The 19454-nt window shown below is 38.5% G+C and carries 14 protein-coding genes and 1 tRNA gene; 11 read left to right on the top strand and 4 right to left on the bottom strand.

All coding sequences use genetic code 11. From position 1 onward, the window contains the following. Positions 1 to 605 precede the first annotated feature (605 nt). Positions 606 to 682 (bottom strand) — tRNA-Met (locus GYY70_RS11400). 70 nt (positions 683 to 752) lie between these two features. Further along, positions 753 to 3365 carry a DNA mismatch repair protein MutS gene (mutS, locus tag GYY70_RS11395; RefSeq protein WP_174832429.1) on the bottom strand — a complete coding sequence of 871 codons (2613 nt, stop codon included), beginning with the start codon at positions 3363 to 3365 and terminating at the stop codon, positions 753 to 755. Positions 3366 to 3560: 195 nt separating this feature from the next. Between mutS and GYY70_RS11390 the strand changes: the two genes are divergently transcribed. The 7 genes from GYY70_RS11390 (at position 3561) to GYY70_RS11360 (ending at position 10264) form a co-directional block, all read left to right on the top strand. Further along, the gene (locus GYY70_RS11390; RefSeq protein WP_174832427.1) at positions 3561 to 4889 is read left to right on the top strand and encodes a murein transglycosylase A; all 1329 of its coding nucleotides are present in this window, start codon (positions 3561 to 3563) and stop codon (positions 4887 to 4889) included. 140 nt (positions 4890 to 5029) lie between these two features. Further along, on the top strand, positions 5030 to 6484 hold the full coding sequence (locus GYY70_RS11385; protein ID WP_174832425.1) for a hypothetical protein: 1455 nt from the start codon (positions 5030 to 5032) through the stop codon (positions 6482 to 6484). Then, positions 6481 to 7629 carry a hypothetical protein gene (locus tag GYY70_RS11380; RefSeq protein ID WP_084562224.1) on the top strand — a complete coding sequence of 383 codons (1149 nt, stop codon included), beginning with the start codon at positions 6481 to 6483 and terminating at the stop codon, positions 7627 to 7629. Before GYY70_RS11385 ends, GYY70_RS11380 begins: the two co-directional genes overlap by 4 nt. Positions 7630 to 7649: 20 nt before the next feature. Further along, positions 7650 to 8186, top strand: a complete 537-nt coding sequence (locus tag GYY70_RS11375) for an ATP/GTP-binding protein (RefSeq protein WP_025331723.1) — start codon at positions 7650 to 7652, stop codon at positions 8184 to 8186. 5 nt (positions 8187 to 8191) lie between these two features. Continuing rightward, entirely contained in the window at positions 8192 to 8851 is a 660-nt protein-coding gene (locus GYY70_RS11370) for a hypothetical protein (RefSeq protein ID WP_025331722.1), read from the top strand. Between the two features lie 21 nt (positions 8852 to 8872). Next, a complete protein-coding gene (locus GYY70_RS11365; RefSeq protein ID WP_025331721.1) occupies positions 8873 to 9238 on the top strand; it encodes a roadblock/LC7 domain-containing protein in 366 nt (121 codons plus the stop codon). A 447-nt stretch (positions 9239 to 9685) separates the two neighbouring features. Beyond that, positions 9686 to 10264, top strand: coding sequence for a hypothetical protein (locus tag GYY70_RS11360; protein WP_174832424.1), 579 nt, complete (start codon positions 9686 to 9688; stop codon positions 10262 to 10264). 700 nt (positions 10265 to 10964) lie between these two features. Here GYY70_RS11360 and GYY70_RS11355 read toward each other — a convergent pair. After that, complete coding sequence (locus GYY70_RS11355; protein ID WP_025331719.1) at positions 10965 to 11447, bottom strand: hypothetical protein; 483 nt, start codon at positions 11445 to 11447, stop codon at positions 10965 to 10967. A 490-nt stretch (positions 11448 to 11937) separates the two neighbouring features. Here GYY70_RS11355 and ybeY point away from each other — a divergent pair, with 490 nt between their 5' ends. The 4 genes from ybeY (at position 11938) to rpoH (ending at position 16166) form a co-directional block, all read left to right on the top strand. Continuing rightward, positions 11938 to 12453 carry an rRNA maturation RNase YbeY gene (ybeY, locus tag GYY70_RS11350; RefSeq protein WP_174832423.1) on the top strand — a complete coding sequence of 172 codons (516 nt, stop codon included), beginning with the start codon at positions 11938 to 11940 and terminating at the stop codon, positions 12451 to 12453. A 2-nt stretch (positions 12454 to 12455) separates the two neighbouring features. Next, positions 12456 to 13292: an HlyC/CorC family transporter gene (locus tag GYY70_RS11345; RefSeq protein ID WP_174832422.1), complete on the top strand. Its 837-nt coding sequence runs from the start codon at positions 12456 to 12458 to the stop codon at positions 13290 to 13292. A 274-nt stretch (positions 13293 to 13566) separates the two neighbouring features. Beyond that, the gene (gene lnt, locus GYY70_RS11340) at positions 13567 to 15087 is read left to right on the top strand and encodes an apolipoprotein N-acyltransferase (protein ID WP_174832473.1); all 1521 of its coding nucleotides are present in this window, start codon (positions 13567 to 13569) and stop codon (positions 15085 to 15087) included. Between the two features lie 230 nt (positions 15088 to 15317). After that, positions 15318 to 16166 (top strand): RNA polymerase sigma factor RpoH, encoded by an 849-nt coding sequence (gene rpoH / locus GYY70_RS11335; RefSeq protein WP_084548667.1) that lies wholly within the window; start codon positions 15318 to 15320, stop codon positions 16164 to 16166. A 182-nt stretch (positions 16167 to 16348) separates the two neighbouring features. Here rpoH and GYY70_RS11330 read toward each other — a convergent pair. Further along, positions 16349 to 19454: type III restriction-modification system endonuclease (locus GYY70_RS11330; protein ID WP_174832421.1), on the bottom strand; the 3106-nt coding region annotated here is incomplete at its 5' end.

Raw genomic sequence — 19454 nt, 5'->3', positions numbered from 1 at the left:
TTAGAGTTAATCCAGTATTCAGGCAGAGTAAATAAACTGGTTGAAAATTAATTTTTAATATAATTTCTGATTTCCGAGCTTATCTGACATAACACTGCTGTTTACATTCCAGTGTTTCCGTGTCGAATCTCATATAATTAATCTAAAGTTTTACGGATATCTGATATTAATCATGGAAGCTTTGAACCGATAACCAATATTACTGAGACTTTGAAAGATTTAATAAAATATATACCGTGCAGTGATGCATGTGAAAATAATATTGTTAATTTTACAGGTTTACATGTGACTGATATGAGTAATTAAGATATTTTTCGATATCTGAAAATATTCTCAGTACAGAAAGATTTTGCATATCTTTTCTGCCTTCAAAGCTATTAAACCTGAATCCTTGATATTGTCGTTTTACATTTATTAGTCAGATATTGAATCTGGTTGTATCAATCAGCTTGTTATGAAAAGGATAATTAAGATAAATCGCAAAGACTAATAAAAATAAATAAGTAAAATCGGCAATCGAAAACCAGAAATATCTATTTTTGAAAAGATGTTCAGAGAATGAATAAAACAAAATGTCCTGTTTAAAACAGGACATTTTAGAAATCTGGATGCGGGGGCAGGATTCGAACCTACGACCTTCGGGTTATGAGCCCGACGAGCTACCGTGCTGCTCCACCCCGCGTCTGGTAAGGGAGCTATTATACGGATAATCAGCCTTATGTCAACTAAAAAACCGATTTTCTATGCATTTTTTATGATGACTGATGATTTTGCCAGCAGTTCACCAGATCATAAATAGCAGCCAGTGCTGCTTTAGGTGTCAGTTCATCAGGCTTTAGTGCATTTAGCTGAGCGCATAAATCAGCAGGAATTGCCGATATAGCAACATGATTAATATCAATATCCATCATGGTTTCTTCTTCGCTGTCTGCTGCCTGAGCCTGAAACATATCCAGTTGCGGCTGCTCGGAAGCTGCATGCTGTTCAAGTGTTTGTAAATGGCGGTAGGCGGCATTTAGTGCCCGCGCCGGCAGGCCAGCCAGTTTCGCTACTGCTATCCCATAACTTTTACTTGCCGGTCCGGATTCAATATGATGCAGAAAAACAATATCCTGTCCTTGTTCCAAAGCTGCCAGATGCATGTTGAATGCGTGTGCATGCTGCTCAGGTAAGCGGGTTAACTCAAAATAATGGGTAGCAAAAAGTGTGTAACTGCGATTTCTTTGCAGTAAATGTTCTGCAATGGCCTGCGCCAGAGCCAGACCATCAAAGGTAGATGTGCCACGGCCAACTTCATCCATTAATACCAGCGATTGTTCTGTTGCATGATGCAGAATATAGGCCGTTTCCGACATTTCTACCATAAAGGTAGAGCGGTTACCTGCCAGATCATCCGAAGCACCAATACGGGTAAATATCTGGTCAAATTCTCCCAGTGTACAGCTGTCTGCAGGTACCGGAGCACCAATATGCGCCAGTAACACAATTAAGGCTACTTGTCGCATATAAGTAGATTTACCCCCCATATTCGGGCCGGTTAAGAGCATTAGGCGCCGTTTTTCATCAAGACGTGTATCATTGGCAGTAAACTGTTTAACTTGCGCAGCCACTACCGGATGACGGCCATTTTTAATCTGTAAACACGGATAGTTTACCAATTCCGGAAAACAATAATGTTCGGTGCATACATATCTGGCCAGTGTATTTAATACATCCAGACTGGCTGCCGCACGGGCGCAGCGCTGTAATACCGGCAGTTCACTTTGTAATTGCAGTAACAGCGTGTCATATATCTGTTTTTCCCGTTCCAGTGCATTTTGCTGTGCACTTAATACTTTTTCTTCGAAATCTTTTAATTCAGGCGTGATATAACGTTCTGCATTTTTCAGAGTCTGGCGTCGCTGATAGTCTGCCGGAGCCTGTTCAGACTGTACCTTACTCAATTCAATATAAAAACCATGCACACGGTTGAATTCAACTTTCAAACTGGATAAACCTGTGCGTTCCCGCTCCCGGTTTTCCAATTGCAGCAAAAACTCATCTGCATGATTCTGTAAACGGCGTAATTCATCCAGTTCCGCATCAAAGCCATCATTAATCACCCCACCGTCGCGCAACCATATTGACGGTTCAGGCATAATCGCCATATTTAACTGTTCGGCAATAGGTGCGGCAGGTGGAAACTGTTCCAGCAGAGTTTGTATCAGGCTGCTACTCTGGCCGGATTCTTCTAAACGAAATTCTGCCAGAAGAGTCAGACTATCCCGTAAAGCAGATAAATCACGAGGGCGGGCACTGCCAATAGCAATTCGTGCGGCAATACGTTCAATATCTGCTACCTGATTTAGCATGGATGTTACTTGTGCCTGCTGAGAGGCCAGCTCTGCAACGGCCTGTTGCCGGGCTATAATTTGCTGACGCTGACGCAATGGCTGATGTAACCATTGTGCCAGCAGACGGCTGCCCATATGAGTTGCACACTGGTCTAAAACAGAAAATAGTGTCGGTGCTTTTAAACCGCTTAAAGTCTGAGTTAGTTCCAGATTGCGGCGGGTTGCCGCATCCATACCAATATAAGCAGATTCCTGTTCCAGTGACAGGCTGTCTAAATGTTTAGGTAACTGCATTTGGGTTTGCTGCACATAGTTCAGCAAAGCACCCGCAGCACCGATTGCTGCATCATGCACTCCCTGTTGTAAACCGAAAGCACGTAAATCCTGACTGCCAAAATAACGCTCAATCATACGGGCACCGGTATCAGCAGCAAATTGCCATGCGTGTAACCGGGTTAGCTGCCGGTCATAGCCACTAAGATTCAATTTTTCCTGAGTTTGATCAGAAAGCAGTATTTCTGCAGCCTGCAAACGTGCCAGTTCATTAGGCAATGCTTCAGGAGTAATGATTTTGCATCTGAATTCTCCGCTTTGCAGCGAAAGCCACGCTATGCCAAGCTGTTTTTTCAATAAAGAAATGGCCACAATACGGTTGGTCTCTTTATCTTCAAGTAACGCCGTATCAGTTACTGTACCCGGTGTAACAATACGCACAACCTGCCGTTCTACCGGTCCCTTATTTGCCCCCACTTCACCCGTTTGTTCACAAATAGCTACACTTTTACCCAGTTTTACTAGCTTAGCCAGATATTGTTCGGCTGCATGATAAGGTACACCGGCCATTCTGACCGGTTCCCCGTTAATCTGTCCGCGAGTAGTCAGCGTTATATCCAGCAGACGGGCTGCTTCAACGGCATCTTCCAGAAACAGTTCATAGAAATCCCCCATCCGGTAAAACAGTAATTTGTCCTGATGTTCAGCCTTAATAGACAGGTATTGCGTCATCATCGGTGTGAGGGCGGGTTTACTCATAATGTGGAGAATATTTGAATTGATTAAAAAAACGCTATTGTAACAGAGTGTTTACATTCAGTTTATACAACGCCAGATATCACTGCCTAAAATCAGTTATTCAGTAGTTCATTGTTTAAAAGCGTGACGGACTGTCATAATGATGTAAAAATAGAGTTTATATTATCTGTATCGATCTCAATTCCTATTAAAAAAATGTCAAAAATCTTGCCATCAAAGAAATTCAGCCTAATTCGCTGCTGGATACTGTGCTTCTGTGTTTTATTTCTGAGTGCCTGTCCTCATGTCCGTAAACCTACAGATAAAATTCTTCCAGGCGAAACCGGTTCAGTAACACCGGATAAACCGTTACCCCGGAATTATGTCTTTACTCCGGGGAAAGCTGGTGTCAGTTATCGGGTTGTTTCTTATCAGGAATTGCCACAATGGCCGATTCAGTCGTTTGTTGAAAGTCTGGATGCATTCAAAACCAGTTGCACCAAACTGCAAATGCAGCCAGCCTGGCAGCCAGTATGTCAGCAGGCAGCACGCACATCCAGACATAATCAGCATGCCAGAGTATTTTTTGAAACTTATTTCACGCCATGGGAAGTCAGCCAGAACGGACAGCTGGCCGGTACTGTAACCGGCTACTATGAACCAATGCTGCCTGGCGATACCAGACAGACTGCACAGGCGCGCTTTCCTATTTATGGTATTCCCAGCGATTTTATCGTCGTTCCGCTAAATGCCGGACAGCGTCAGGGTGTTGTACGTATCCGACTTACCGGAGCAAATAGCGGCGTCATTACACCTAACGGAGATTACACTGCTAATCTGGCTTCCTTTCCCCTGAATGAGAAAACACGGGCACTAAAAGGCCGCATCAGTGGTAACCAATTGATTCCGTATTACACCCGTGCACAGATTAATGCAGGCGCACTTAATGGCAAAGCCCCTGTTCTGGGTTATGCTAATGATCCGGTAGAATTATTTTTTCTGCATGTACAGGGGTCGGGGCAGTTAAGAACACCTGACGGCCGGATGCTGCGCCTCAGTTTTGCTGATAAAAATGACTACCCTTATGTATCAATTGGAAAATATATGGCTAACAAAGGCTATCTGCCACTTGCACAAACCTCAATGCAGGGTATTAAAGCCTGGCTACAGCAGCATCCGCAGCAATTGGCTGAAGTCTTAGGGCAAAATCCAAGCTATGTCTTTTTTCGCGCATCTGCAGAACCAGCCAGCGGACCAACCGGTGCATTGGGTGTACCCCTTACCAAAGGATATTCTGCTGCTGTCGACAGCCACTTTATGAATCTGGGTGCCCCGTTATTTGTTGCTACTACCCATCCCGCTAATGGTTCTGGTTTAAACCGGTTAATGATGGCGCAGGATACCGGCAGTGCCATTAACGGTGCAGTAAGAGTAGATTATTTCTGGGGTTATGGCGATGAAGCCGGTGCTTTGGCGGGTAAAATGAAATACCCCGGATACGTCTGGCAACTATTACCTAACGGAATGTTGCCCCAGGTTAAATAAAAATCTGGCGAACAAATGCAAGCTAAGGTAAAATAGTTACAGTATTGACAATTGTATGTGAAGCGTTACCGTAAATGAAAAACATGCATTTAACCATGCGCTCATGCATCTGGCAGCTAATTATAAAAGGGATGTAAATTATGGAATTATATTTACCTATTGCCCTTTTGGTTATCTTGCTGGCTGTATTGCTCGTGCTGAAAAAGCGGCAGAAAGCGGCAGGACAAGGCAAAAGTAAAGGTTCGGTCCGCAAAAAGCAATCCGCATCTAAACAAAATAAAAAGACAGATAAACAGGCTGCTGAAGCCCAGAATACATCCGAAAATGAGGATGCTTCAGCTTCTCTGGAGGATGAGGATTGGGACTGGCAGTTAACCACCAGTCCGGATAAATCCACGGTTTCTGTCGCTACTGTAGATCATCTTACTGAATATAAAGTTTATAAACAGTTTGGTTATTTTCAGAAAGCAGCTGATTCACTCGGTGCATATCTGGAGCAGAATATTGCCCAGCAGAGTCCTGCAATGGCAAATACTCTGGTCAACGAACTGGCTGCATTATGCTTAGATGCCAAAAATTCAGATAAACTTGCTGAAGTAATTGATCAATATCGTAATTATTTCCAGCGGCCTGAATTAGAAAATCTGATTCGCCAGGGGCTTGCACTTGATGAAAATCATCTGGGTCTGCGCGTGCTTGCAGAAGATCTGCTGCAATGGGATGTCAAGGAAACAGAAAAAGAAGTAGGCATCAATCAGGATAAAAAACCTGAAGATATCCGGCCTGAAGCAGAATCCTCTGCTAATAAACAAAATGCTGAGGAGCAGCCGCACGAACTGCTGGTAGAAGGTAATCTAGGTAACTTTAAAATTCGCGGTGATGAGCGTGATGTTCTGCTGAGTTTTTCCAAACCCGAAAACAGCTACGTGTTGCTGAAAGAACAGCTGCCCTATGATGCAGCCATTCGCTGTCTAAATAAAGCAATTAAAACATCCAGAAAACCAGCAGGTATGATTATTGATGCTCTGGTGCTGGATTACAGACATAATAATATCAATGTATTTGCACAGCATTTATGGCGTTTGTATTATACTTTGGGCCAATATGGTAACGTCGTAAAAGAACGTATGCTGGGTTGGGGATACAGTCTCGGTAACCATCCAATGTTTGAACAGCTGGAGACTAAGCCTAGCGAAACGATATTACGTGATATCGGCGTGACTCAGGGCTATCTGCCTATGAACAGCAGTGCCCTTAAAGCTAAACGCCTGTCATTGGTTGATAAAGCCTCTTCAGAGAATGACGTGGCCGAAACACCTGCAGAACTTGTATTGCGGGATGTGGAGTCGTTGCTTACCTTTGGTCAGTTTGATGAAGCAATGGATTTACTGGAAAAATCAGTCCTGCTTTATCCGCAAGAGTCACAGCTTTACATTACTTTATTTGACTTATATGAGCGTGCAGAAGAATGGTCACGTCTGGAAAAAATGTTACAGGTAATTCGCGCTGAAATTCAGACGCCACCTGAAGAAGTTGTACTTGCTATGAGTCAATTATTGAAACGTATTAACCACGGTGGTGTGCAAAATCAATGATGAACAATTCAATACCCAAAGTAAAAACTGCCTATGTTTTGCTCGTCAATGTGGATGATCGCCAGACAGCCATGTTGCGCATGGCATTTAAAATGTACAATAGTGTTAATTACCAGCTGATTCAGCCTGAAGATAATCTGCAGCCTGAACTAATTCTGGTGGATGGTGATGCTGATGATGGTGAAGAGCTCTGGCATAAGGCAAAAAAGAAATTTCCTGATGCTGTAGTAGTCTTTTTTGGTCGTAACTCTCCTTCATTTACGGCTCCTTATCTGATGAAACCTATCAGATTCGATACTTTGTTTCAGCATTTGCGCAATTTGCAGCAAGGTAACGGGGTCTGGCTTGCTGATAAAGCTGCTGCACAGAAAGAAACAGCTAATGAAAAGGCTGAATCTGCTATACATCAGACAAACAATACCGCAGAGCATGCACATCAGTCAGTAACCGTAGCGCGCTTTCATACTCAGGGAACACTACTGGGCATGGTACAGAAGCTCGCGCAGCAATCTGAAGATACAGCAATTCTTTTTGACAATAAGCCAGTATTAATTGTATTTCCGAGTGTTGAAAAAGTATTACTGGCTGTTGAAAGTGATGCTTTGCAGCAACTATGTATGCAAACAGATGCCGAATGGCAGACTAAAGCAGTACCTGCTTCTGCACCAACGGCACAGTTGCATGATAAAGCTAAACTGACTTTGCAATCCTGTATATGGCAGCTGTCAATCTGGACAGCGCGCGGTCGTCTGATTGAGCCTATTACGCCGGATACAGTGATCAGACTGAAAGCATGGCCAAACATGACTCGGTTGGCTTATTTGCCTGAAGCCATGCGTCTGTCTGCTTTTCTGGTGCGAACTCCTGTGGCACTGAATACTTTATACAAGCTATTACCAGTTTCTCTAGAAGATGTTTTAAACTATATAGCTGCTACTTATTCAATTGGTGCCTTGATTGTTGAGCAACAGTTGACTTCTCCTGCTGCACAACAGGAGAAAGAAATGGTTCTGACCAGAAAAGCACCACAAGCAGCTACTACTAAACCGGCAAGTGGTACACAAACAACAGAACATGAAGAAAGCGATGAAGACAGGCCGAAGGGTTTACTGGCACGTTTGATGGGTCGCTTACGTGGCAACTAATACCTAAACAGGGAGTAATCATGGTTGAAAATAAAATTATATTTACCGGCCCGGTTGGGGTGGGAAAAACAACTGCCATTGCTGCATTATCGGATGATCCTCCGGTACAGACGGATGCCAGTGCTTCAGATATGACTCAGGATAGAAAAGGTCATACTACCGTTGCCATGGATTATGGTGTTATTCGGCTGGATGAGCATACTAAAGTTCATTTATACGGTACACCAGGTCAGGAACGCTTCGATTTCATGTGGAGCATTTTGAGTAAGGGGAGTATGGGTTTAATTCTGCTGCTGGATAATACCAGACAGAATCCCTTGAAAGACTTGAAGTTTTTTCTTACTTCATTTCATGATTTACTAGAAGATGCCCCGGTTGTGGTTGGTGTAACTAAAATGGATATCAATCCTCAGCCGGGTGTGGATGTTTATCAGCAGTATCTGGCACAGCATAAGCTCAATGTACCTGTTTTTGAAGTTGATGCTCGTAATGAAGATGATGTAAAACAACTTGTTACTGCTATGCTGTACTCTATTGATCCAGGTTTAGAAGGGTAGTCAGTATGGAATCTACATTACAGCTACATCATGATCTATATCCAAAAGTGATGCCGGCCGGTGCATTCTATGCAGTATCCAGCCCAAGTCACAGCGCCAGCCGTATGTTACTGGCCAATATTCTTCAGGCGGATATTAATTCGAGGTTAACCGAAGATCGTTTGAAGCAATGGGCTGAAACAGATGATGTTCATACAGCATTGAATTTGTTATATCGCTTACAGCGTCTGGAGTTTTTATACGGAGAAGCTAAACCCAGCTCTCAACTGGTTAAAGTAACTTCAGACGGATTTGAGAATATTCTGGGTCAGTTATCAGACAGTCATAAAGCTCTGTTAGTTGATCAGGACGGTTTTTATTTTGCTAATGTCGGTTTTAATCACGAAACTGCTGAAGAAGTGGCCAACCTTGCCAGTGAGGCAACGCGACTGACCGAAAAGCACAGCCTGCTGATTAAAAATAACCTCAATATATACAACAACGCTATCGGGATCTGTGATCCTGCCGGTCAGAGTGAATTAACATTCTTCCCTCTATACATAGGGAATACCAAAAATATTTTGGTAACGGCCGGATTACCACTACTTAATAGTGAAGCTTTTGTCACTATGGTGCGTGGTCTGTACGTATTGGCGGGTGAAGACATTCATGTGGTAAATGAATAACATCAATAGAAAGACATCAAGATGCAAGAACAATTACTGGTTTCGGTATTAAGTGATTTAAACAGCTCTTCGGCTGATATTACTGCATCTGCTGTAATTTCCTCCGATGGTCTGCCGGTAGCAACCTTGTTACCGAATGGTGTTGATCCAGACCGCGTTGGTGCAATGGCAGCAGCTCTGCTTGCTTTGGGTAACCGTACCTCCCGTGAGTTACAGTGTGATGAACTCGAACAGGTTATGGTAAAGGGTAAACATGGTTATATTCTGCTAATTCAGGCAGGTGAGACCAATGTGCTGGCAGTTACAGCTAACGAAGGCGCTAAACTTGGCCTCATTTTATTGGATGCCCGCCGCGCAGCACGTAGTATTGTAGATATTTTACGCTAACTTATCATATATAATGAAAGCCCTGTTTTCATATATTTAAGCAGGGTGAGTAATTTTATATCAAAGAGGTAAATTGATAAGTGGCTTAGAATAGCAGTGTATTTTAAATTATTTGAAGCAATCAATTTACCAGATGTCTTTTGCCATAAGTATATTCATATTTGAATAAAATATTGAATTTGCTTATGGATTTTGTTTATTGGCAAAAGAAACAGCTATTTTAATTATTATTGAATTAGCCTAATCAGTTTCACAATGTATTAGAATATTGTTTTTTAATATCTGTATTCACTTATATAATTTAAATAATAAATATATTAAGAAAATAAAATAATTTTATATAAAAATAGTGAATCAGTAATTTATACTTTTAGCAAAGAACAAGCAAATTATTGAAACAATAAATATTGGAAAGATGTTTAATTCTATTTTTTTCTTAGGGGTACAATGAAATTTAAATTAGTAATGTTTATATTATTAGGTGTAGTTTTTACCCTGCAAAATGTTTATGCTAATTCTGATGTGGATTTAGATACCATTCCGGAAGAATATCGATTTCCCAAATATAATAACATTGCTCATCCGCCAATTAATGTTGAATATAAAGGCCATAAAGGAACAGCGATGTTTCTTAGTAATACTCTTGAAAAAGGAAAGCGTAATTTAGAGGTTTATTTCTTAACAAATAATAATAAAGAATTAAATAAAGCATACGAACTTGATACATATCAATATGGTGATGCAGAACTAGTAAGTGCTTTTGAATATACTGATAAAAAAACAGGCGACAAATACATTTACATTTTACTTAAAGATACTTTAGAGCCAAACATATCATACAGTTATGGCTTTATTGAATTACCTTTATTTATAGAAGATGATGGTATATTAAGGGCATTATTTTTTTGGGGGGATAATAGAGTCATATCAAAAACGATTTGTATCGATAATTTTCAAACCGACGAACGCTGTGAATTTTCAACGAAAGAGGGATTGATAAAATATCTTAATAAAGTGAATGAATGATAAATGGGACTGAATTATTATTTTTTATTAATCAATTAAGTAAAAGATTAAAAAATGGGATGAAGTAAATTTACTGAATTGTATTAAATCTTAAAAGATAAATCGGTTAATCAAGAATAATATATTGATTAAATTTAGATTAATACATTTATTTGTTTTGCTGAGAATCTTAAACAGATATAAATGTACACCACCAAAAATAATTCTTCAAAATACATTATTAAATTACTTTATTGTTGAGAAAAGATAGAATTAGATGGTAATAAAGTTTATTGTGAAGAAACAATAAAAGTGCTTGTGTTACTGAAAGGAAAGACAATAAATTTTTATTCATCACATTGATTTATAGGTTATAAATTTCAGGGTAATAACCATTTGTATGTTATTCGTAATGATATTTTGGGAATCTTGCATAATAAAGAATTATTATAGCAAATTTCATTATGTTCATTAATCATAGTAGGGCTTAGTTTTTTATTCACTTTGTTCCTTACATTGGCGGTTTTGTATTACTCATTTTATGTACCTGAACGGAACTCTTGGCAGTGATCGTTTTGGCGAAGATTCACTTGCAAGTTCTAACAGCAGTTTAATATAATATTTTAGTTATATCGTCTAATCAAAAGAAAGGTTTAATTAATAAAGTAGGCTCTTTTTTATATTCAACACACACTATATAAATAAATTATGCTTATCAGTATCACGATGCAGATATTTGATGAGCCGGCAAATTTTCTCCGCCTATTTGAAAAAAAGATAACTGATAACTAATTATATCTTCTTTATTTTCAGGAATATAAAATTGAACTTCACACGGATGCTCTGGAAACTGTAATTTTAGCTTTGCAGTATAAATTTCTTTAAGCACTTTACCTAAAGCAACTACTTTGTCACTCGTTACTTGTTCATTACAATGAATATCGGCGATGTGAAGGTGGTTAACAAGACACTCTACAGAGTAGCGCGTAGCCCCTTCCTTTTTTGCCCAACTATTGAGATAATCTGCTGTGAGCCCTTCTCGCACAATATAGCCATCAATCCATTGAAATGTTGGCCAAAATAATGTGCAATAACCCACGGCTAAATCATAACTCCCCATACAGCCAATCCAACTTTCTAAATCAATGCCTGCTCCATTATTCCATGCGCCTAGCTCTTGCTGCATACTTTCAGGAATGTCCATTATGAGCTCCATCTACTGGTAAAATAATATAATCATATCATAGCAAAGTGCTTGTTTAATTAAAGGTGCTCTTAGTACTCTCTCAAAAAAGACACTAACCACATTAATAGTCGGTGCCTTTTTGGTTAATAACACATCAAATCTTAAGAGAGCAGTGGATTAATGAAGATTAATTTAAAAATAAGATTTTAGCATTTTAAATGCGGGATAATAAAATTTGTACAGTTAAAACTATATGTAAGAAATTGATGAAAAAATATGATGTTAAAATGGAAAATAACAAACAGGATAATGGGTGATGATACAAAAAATGAACGATTATGTGCAATATAGCTGTATAGATCAAAATTTTAATATAAATATTATCAAATTGAAATATAAACTTTAATAGTAAAATCCAGATAAAAGTATTATTTCCAGAATCAGTGATGTAGTGCATTTATCAATAGTACTTGTTAAAATATACCTATTAGGATTAAAAATAAATTAGATGAAAATTGCCAAAAAAAAGCCGGTTTTACAGCATTTGAATCAAATATTCAGTTTAAATGTCGATAATCGCAGTAATGCCAGCCTTGTTCCAACTTACAGGCAGTGGCGGCAATGGATATGGCAAACGTGTAAGAATAGTTATAAACGAGCCAATATTGCCATATTACTATGTAATGAAGATGAGGCATGCCAATTTAATCATAATTATCGAAACAAAAATTATGCAACTAACGTTCTGAGTTTTGCACTCAATGAAGGTGAGAGTATGTATTTACCCAACTGCTCAGAACTCAATGGTGATCTGGTTTTTTGTCCGCAGGTGATAGAAAAAGAAGCAGCTGATCAGCATAAATCAGTAATAGCGCATTATGCTCATCTGACTGTCCATGGTGTTTTACACCTGATGGGCTATGATCATATTGATGATGATGAAGCAGAAATTATGGAAGCGCTTGAAATTCGTATTCTGCATCAGTTAGGATATACTAATCCCTATATACAGGATGAATATTGATTATGGACGAAAGTTCATCGAAACCCGGATTTTTTGAGCGACTGGTTAATCGTATATCTGGAGAGACGCCGGATACTGAAGAAGACGTACTGCAAACCTTGCGGGAAGCCCATGAACGACAGGTTTTTGATGCAGATACCTTACAATGTCTGGAAAATGTACTGGACTTTGCTGATCTGGAAGTACGCGACGCGATGATAACGCGCAGCCAGATGGATGTGATTAAGATTGATGATTCATTAGACAAAATTATTACTTATATCATTGATACTGCTCATTCTCGTTTTCCGGTAATTGGTGAGGATAAAGATGAAATTCTGGGTATCCTGCATGCAAAAGATTTACTCAAATACTGGAATAAAACAGAGTATTTTCAGCTAGAACAAATATTGCGTCCTGCTGTATTTGTTCCCGAGGGTAAATCACTGAATACATTGCTGAAAGAATTCCGTGAGCAACGTAATCATATGGCTATTGTTGTTGATGAATATGGCGGTACTTCCGGACTGGTGACATTTGAAGATGTAATAGAGCCTATCATTGGTGATATCGAAGATGAATTTGATGAAGATGATAGTGCTGATAATATTTTTGCAGTGTCTGCTGAGAGGTTTCGCGTTAATGCTGTGACAGAAATAGAAGATATCAATGCATTCTTCGGTACCGATTATTCTGATGAAGAAGTAGACACTATTGGCGGTCTGGTTATTCAGGAAATAGGACACATGCCAGTACGAGGTGAAAAAATTACCATTGGTAAATTAAATTTCACAATAGCCCGGGCTGATGCACGGCGCTTACAGACACTAATGGTAACTGTTAAACATGATGTAGATTAGTATACTTAATGCGGTTGCGCATTGAAAATTTTTTTATTTACATTGTTTTAGCTATAGAAACATAGAGATAGCTTATCAATCCGTATTTTATAGAAGGCAATATTTATGGTAATTAATAATATATTGTATTGAAAATATATTATTAAAATATAATGAATATTGATGTTTGCCATTTATGGCTAATGTAATTATTAAATTTTAATTTAGCTGTCTAAAAGCTGCGGAGATTTATGTGACTGCTCAACCGGAGATAGCTGCACAACATTCTTCTGCTATGAAATGTCATGCTATTTTAGCTAAAGCATGGGTGTACTGGCCGTTATTATTCATATCTGCGGTTCTGGTACCATTTACCTTTGCTCCTTATTATCATTATTGGCTATTACCAGTTTTACTGGCGTTATTGCTGATTTTGCAGAGTGTACGGCCACAATGGCGTATCAGGACAGTCTATCTGTGGGCATTAACCGCATATACATCATTACTCTACTGGATAGATATTGCTTTACATGATATTGCCGGATTAGCGCAAATTTGGGCTTGGCCGCTGACATTGATATTACCTGCTTATTTGGCCATTTATCCTGCTATAGTATTCTGGTTACTGGGTAAGTTCAGGTTTTCAGGCACTATTTGCCATACTATTGTATTACCTTTGATATGGTGTCTGGCTGAATTTGTCCGTGAACGTGCACTAACAGGTTTTGGCTGGGGCATCTGGGGTTATAGCCAAATAGCAGATTCGGCTCTGGCCGGTTATGCACCAGTAGGTGGTATTTTTCTGGTTACACTGGTTACTGTAGCCAGTGGTGCCTGGTTGGCTGAGTTGGTACTGGCAAAAAGCTGGAGAGCAAAGATTAGCTGTGGTGTTGCATTAATAGGTGTATGGTTGGTTGGAGCGATATTATTACAGTTTCACTTTACACAGTCAGATGGCACTCACGCCAGGATTGCTCTGGCACAAGGCAATATTCCACAGTCATTAAAATGGGATGAGCGGTCACTACAGCCAACCTTACAACGTTATCTTGAGCAGATAGCCAGTACCCATGCAGATATTGTTATTTTGCCAGAAACAGCGATTCCGGTAATGCGTCAGGATATGCCTGCTGAACTATTAGATGAATTTACTCAGCTTGCGCGCAGCCATGGTTCTGCACTCGCCGTGGGTATTCCGCAATATACGGCAGATGGAACCGGTTATCAAAATGCAGTGATTAATTTTACAGCTACTCCTGTAACAGCCGGATTGCCTTTCTATGCAAAAAATCATCTGGTTCCGTTTGGTGAGTATATTCCTTTTCCGGCTTTACTGGGCTGGCTGTATAGTAAGATGGACATGCCACTCGTCGGTTTTTCTGGTGGTGGCATAGGACAAATGCCTTTACAACTGGCTAATCAGCATATTGCATTTAATATCTGTTATGAAGATGGTTTTGGAGATGAACTAATTGCTACAGCCAAACAGGCGAGTTTACTGGCAAACGTAAGCAATATGGCTTGGTATGGAAAGTCACATGCTATGCAGCAGCAATTACAGCAATCTCAGGCACGTGCATTAGAAACAGGGCGCTATATGGTTCGTGCAACCAATACAGGAATGACTGCAATTATTAATCCTAAAGGGAAAGTTGTGGCACAACTTAAACCTGATACTGCATCTGTATTAGAAGGTGAAATATCCGGTTATAAAGGTAGTACACCTTATATGCGACTCGGAAGCAGCTGGCCTTTGGCTTTGATCAGTCTGTTTTTACTGTTAATGCTAGGTATTTATGGACATTATCGCCATTGAATAAACTAAACTAATGTGTATAATGATAAATTTATACAATCAAAATTTTAAATATACATTATTTTTCCTATAATGAACAAATCATAAATAGTAATTGAAGTACATTAATATTTTAATTACAATGATAAATTATTAACTCAGTTATTAATTGGTTTTCCTGCAATAAACAATGTGTTATTGTAGGGAACGAAAAATAATTAAATAGCTGGGCACACAGAGAAAGGACAGGCATGAATACCGCTTTTGCATTACCCGTGCTGACCGGGCATGGTAGTTTGGAGCAATACATTCATACCGTAAACAATATTCCTATGCTTTCTCCCGAGGAAGAACAGGATTTAGCGGTACGCCAGACCGAAGGGGATTTAGAGGCTGCAAAAAAACTGATTTTGTCCCACTTGCGTGTAGTGGTTTCTATTGCTCGTGGTTATGATGGTTATGGTCTGAATCAGGCTGATTTGATTCAGGAAGGCAATATTGGTTTGATGAAAGCGGTAAAACGCTTTCAGCCAAGTCGTGGTGTACGTTTATTTTCGTTTGCGGTACATTGGATTAAAGCTGAAATACACGAATTTATTTTACGTAACTGGCGTTTGGTACGTGTAGCTACTACTAAACCACAGCGTAAATTATTCTTCAATTTACGCAGTATGCGCAAATCTATGGCTGCGTTAAGTAACAAAGAAGCACAGTCGATTGCTGATGATTTAGGTGTGAAACTGTCTGAAGTTCTGGAAATGGAACAGCGGATGACAGGTAAGGACATGTCGCTGCTGGCAGAAAATGATGATGAGGATAATTTTGCACCGATAGACTGGCTGACTGACAGTACTACAGAACCAACACAAGTACTGGCGCAGCAGGCACATTATACTTTACAGACAGAAGGTTTGCAGAATGCACTGGCCAAACTGGATGATCGCAGCCGGCATATTGTTGAAAGTCGCTGGCTGGCAGATGATGGTGGATTAACCTTGCATGACCTGGCTGGTGAATATGGTGTATCTGCAGAGCGTATCCGCCAGATTGAAGCCAAAGCTATGCAGAAATTGCGTGGCTATCTGGCAGAATCTGAATAATTTTAGTTAGAATAAAAAACTGCATAGATCACACTTCCCTGATCTATGCAGTTTTTTTATAGACGTAGTAAATTTACTTATACTCAAGTGATATGGCTACAAAGCATAAATATTTTTAATGGGTTGATACTAGTACTATTTTTATGAAACGATTGTTCTAATTACATAGTATTTACAATAATTTATAATGAATTAATTATACTCATAAGATTTTGATAACTATCTACATCGTGATATCTTACTCTACTCGTTGACAGTTCGTTAAAAAGCTTTTTAGCACACGAAATTTTGGCTTGTTCAATCGCTCTTAAATTCAAACTATCCATCGAACCTTTGGTTTCAGCAATAAAAAAGATATGTTTGACAGCTCCATTATGAAAAGTAATTGCCCAATCAGGAGAATAATTACCAACTGGTGTTGGAATATGAAAACCTTTTGGTAATTTTGCATACACACATACTTCATTTGCTGCATCAAGATCTTCAACAAATTTGCGTTCAACACTTTTTTCGTTTAAACCATCAGTAAATACATAATTTTGAATTGCTTTTTTTGATAAAAACGCTTTATTGTAACTGTGTGAGCTTTTTTCCTGAGTAAAAATTGTACTATCATATTTACCAGAAGTTTTATTATAAGTAACATGTTCTATTATTGTAGTTGCTTTTTGTTCTTTAATTAATTTAATGATTTTAGCGATAAATTCCTCAGGATTATATTTGAACATATCTAGTTTCTCAGTACTTAATCCTTTTAATATGGCCACTATTGTTTTACGAGTCAAGGTGGTTTCTTGTGCAATCTGCCCAATCAAATCATATTTAATTTGCCCGGAATGGATATGATCCAGTGTGGTAGTATGTGTTCGTTTGGTTTTAAATGCTTCATTTTGCTCAATCCCTTGTGTTGTTATTCGTTCTTTAAGTTCACCTACGGTAGTAACGTATTGTAGCTGTGAGACAAATAATTTATCGTTAATATGAGCAATTGCTTTATTGATTAATTCATAGCTATCAAAATCAACAGTATAAGCATATTGTTGATTAATTTGTTGCCATAATGCCTGAAATTCGGCCTTGTTGAAATTGTTATTAAGCGGGTTATCTTTTATTTTTGTTTCATGGCCATTAATAAACATCGAATTCAAAAGGGAATCATCGTAAATAGCCTGAATTAAGTTATGAATTCCTACACTCAATGGTTTTAATTCATCTGGTAATTGTGCTACTGAATCAGTTGCAATCTCACTGCGATACTTATCAGTTATCTTACGATTGATATCGACATAGCCATGATTAATCAAATAAAATTCAATTTTATCAGCTGCTGTTTTATCAATAATGGTTGATATACCGTTACCATCAACATATTTACCGATGAAGTATTCACTGGAGGCAATTGTTGGCCTGTCATAAATTACTGTTTTAATGTCAGCTTGAAGATCATTAACAAAGTTCCTATAACTTTCGCTGGCGATAACCGTTAATATGTTGATATCGTGGACTTGTTCACCGCAACTTTCTATATCCATACGATTACCATCCTGATTAACGCATAAACGGAGTCCACGACCAACTTCTTGCCGTTTGCCTGTTTGGTTATCAGAATGTTTTAATGTACAAATTTGGAAAACATTGGGATTATCCCAACCTTCACGCAGGGCTGAGTGTGAAAAGATGAATCTTGTCGGCTCATCAAAACTTAGGAGTTGTTCTTTATTTTTTAGAATTAAATCATAGGCAGAAATATCATCTGAAGATTCACTTCCACGTTTTAGCTGACTATTAATACTGTGGCCGGTTTTTTTATCAATGCTAAAGTAGCCTTTGTGTACTTGGCTTGAGTCATTACCCTTAGTCTGTAAATATTGCTGATAGGGTGTCTGTTGTGTTTGTTTTAAGTATTGTTGTAAAACCTTTAAATATTCTTGCTCAAAAATCTGACCATATTCACCAAGTACTTCATTATTGTCGTCATCATATTGACGATATTTAGCAACTTCATCAATAAAAAACAATGATAGTGATTTAATACCCATGTTGAACAATTTTTCTTCTTTTTCAAAATGGGATAATATGGTTTCTCTAATTTGAATACGGCGCATATTTTCTTCAGATATATCACCCAACACTTCGCCAGTCTTAATTGAAACACCATTGGTGAAAGTGACTGTTTCAGTCAGTGGGTTAATTTCAGAAACAGTATATCCCTTGTATTGTTGCATCTGTTTTGAAACAGAATAAAGTTTATCACCTTCAGTGAAATGACGAATTTCCCGTTTGATTCCAAGATTGTGATTTATTTCCAGTTCAATTTTTGCTAGCGGTGGTTTATTGCTGGATAATACGATTTGTTCTAAATATAAGTAACTATTTGTGCCTTTTAGATTTTTAACTTCAAAGCCTTTTACTTCGATTTTTTTTACCAGTCGCTTATTGTATGCATCTAATGCATCAAGAACATAAATCAGATTATTCTGTTTTTTATGCGTGGCAGAGTAATTTAATGAAAATAATGGCTTAAAATTTTGTAAGGCTTTCTGTGTTACTTCACCACCCATTTTTTGTGGTTCATCTAAAATAATAATAGGATTATTAGCTGCTATCACATCAATTGGCCGGCGAGACGCAAACGTATCACGTTTTGAATAAATAATACGTGCTTCTGGGTTTTTACCACCTTCTTTTAGTGAAGAAGCAAAAGCCTGGGTATTAATGATCATTACATTAATTCCTGAGTTTGCAGCAAAACTATCTAATAAACTTAGATTTTTACTGTCATAGACAAAAAAACGAGCTTTTTGACCGTAATGTTCCATAAAGTGATCGGTGGTTATTTCAAAGGTTTTCTTTACACCTTCACGAATGGCAATAGATGGTACAATAACAATAAACTTACTCCAACCATAGTGTTTGTTAAGTTCAAACATGGTTTTAAGATAAACATAGGTTTTACCGGTACCGGTTTCCATTTCAATATCAAGACTGCATCGACCTAAATTTTTAACTAAGTCAATGGAGTGCTTAATATTATTTAGATTTTGAACTTTTTTGATATTAGAGAGTAAATCGTCATCGGTTAATGAAATTATTTCATTTTTAAAACCGATATCAATTCCGTTGTTATCTGTTGTGTTATCGGAATCAGTTTCATAAGTTATTTTTGTCTGAATAGGTGCGTTACCTAAATCACGCATATAACTTAGCTTATTTTGATAACCTTGCCCATTAAATACCTGAATCACTGCATTTACAGCATCGGTTTGATATTGCTGAATTTTAAAATTT

It is taken from the genome of Snodgrassella sp. ESL0324 (assembly GCF_013344955.1).
GTDB classification, from domain to species: domain Bacteria; phylum Pseudomonadota; class Gammaproteobacteria; order Burkholderiales; family Neisseriaceae; genus Snodgrassella; species Snodgrassella alvi.
This window is presented reverse-complemented; position numbering and strand designations above follow the sequence as displayed.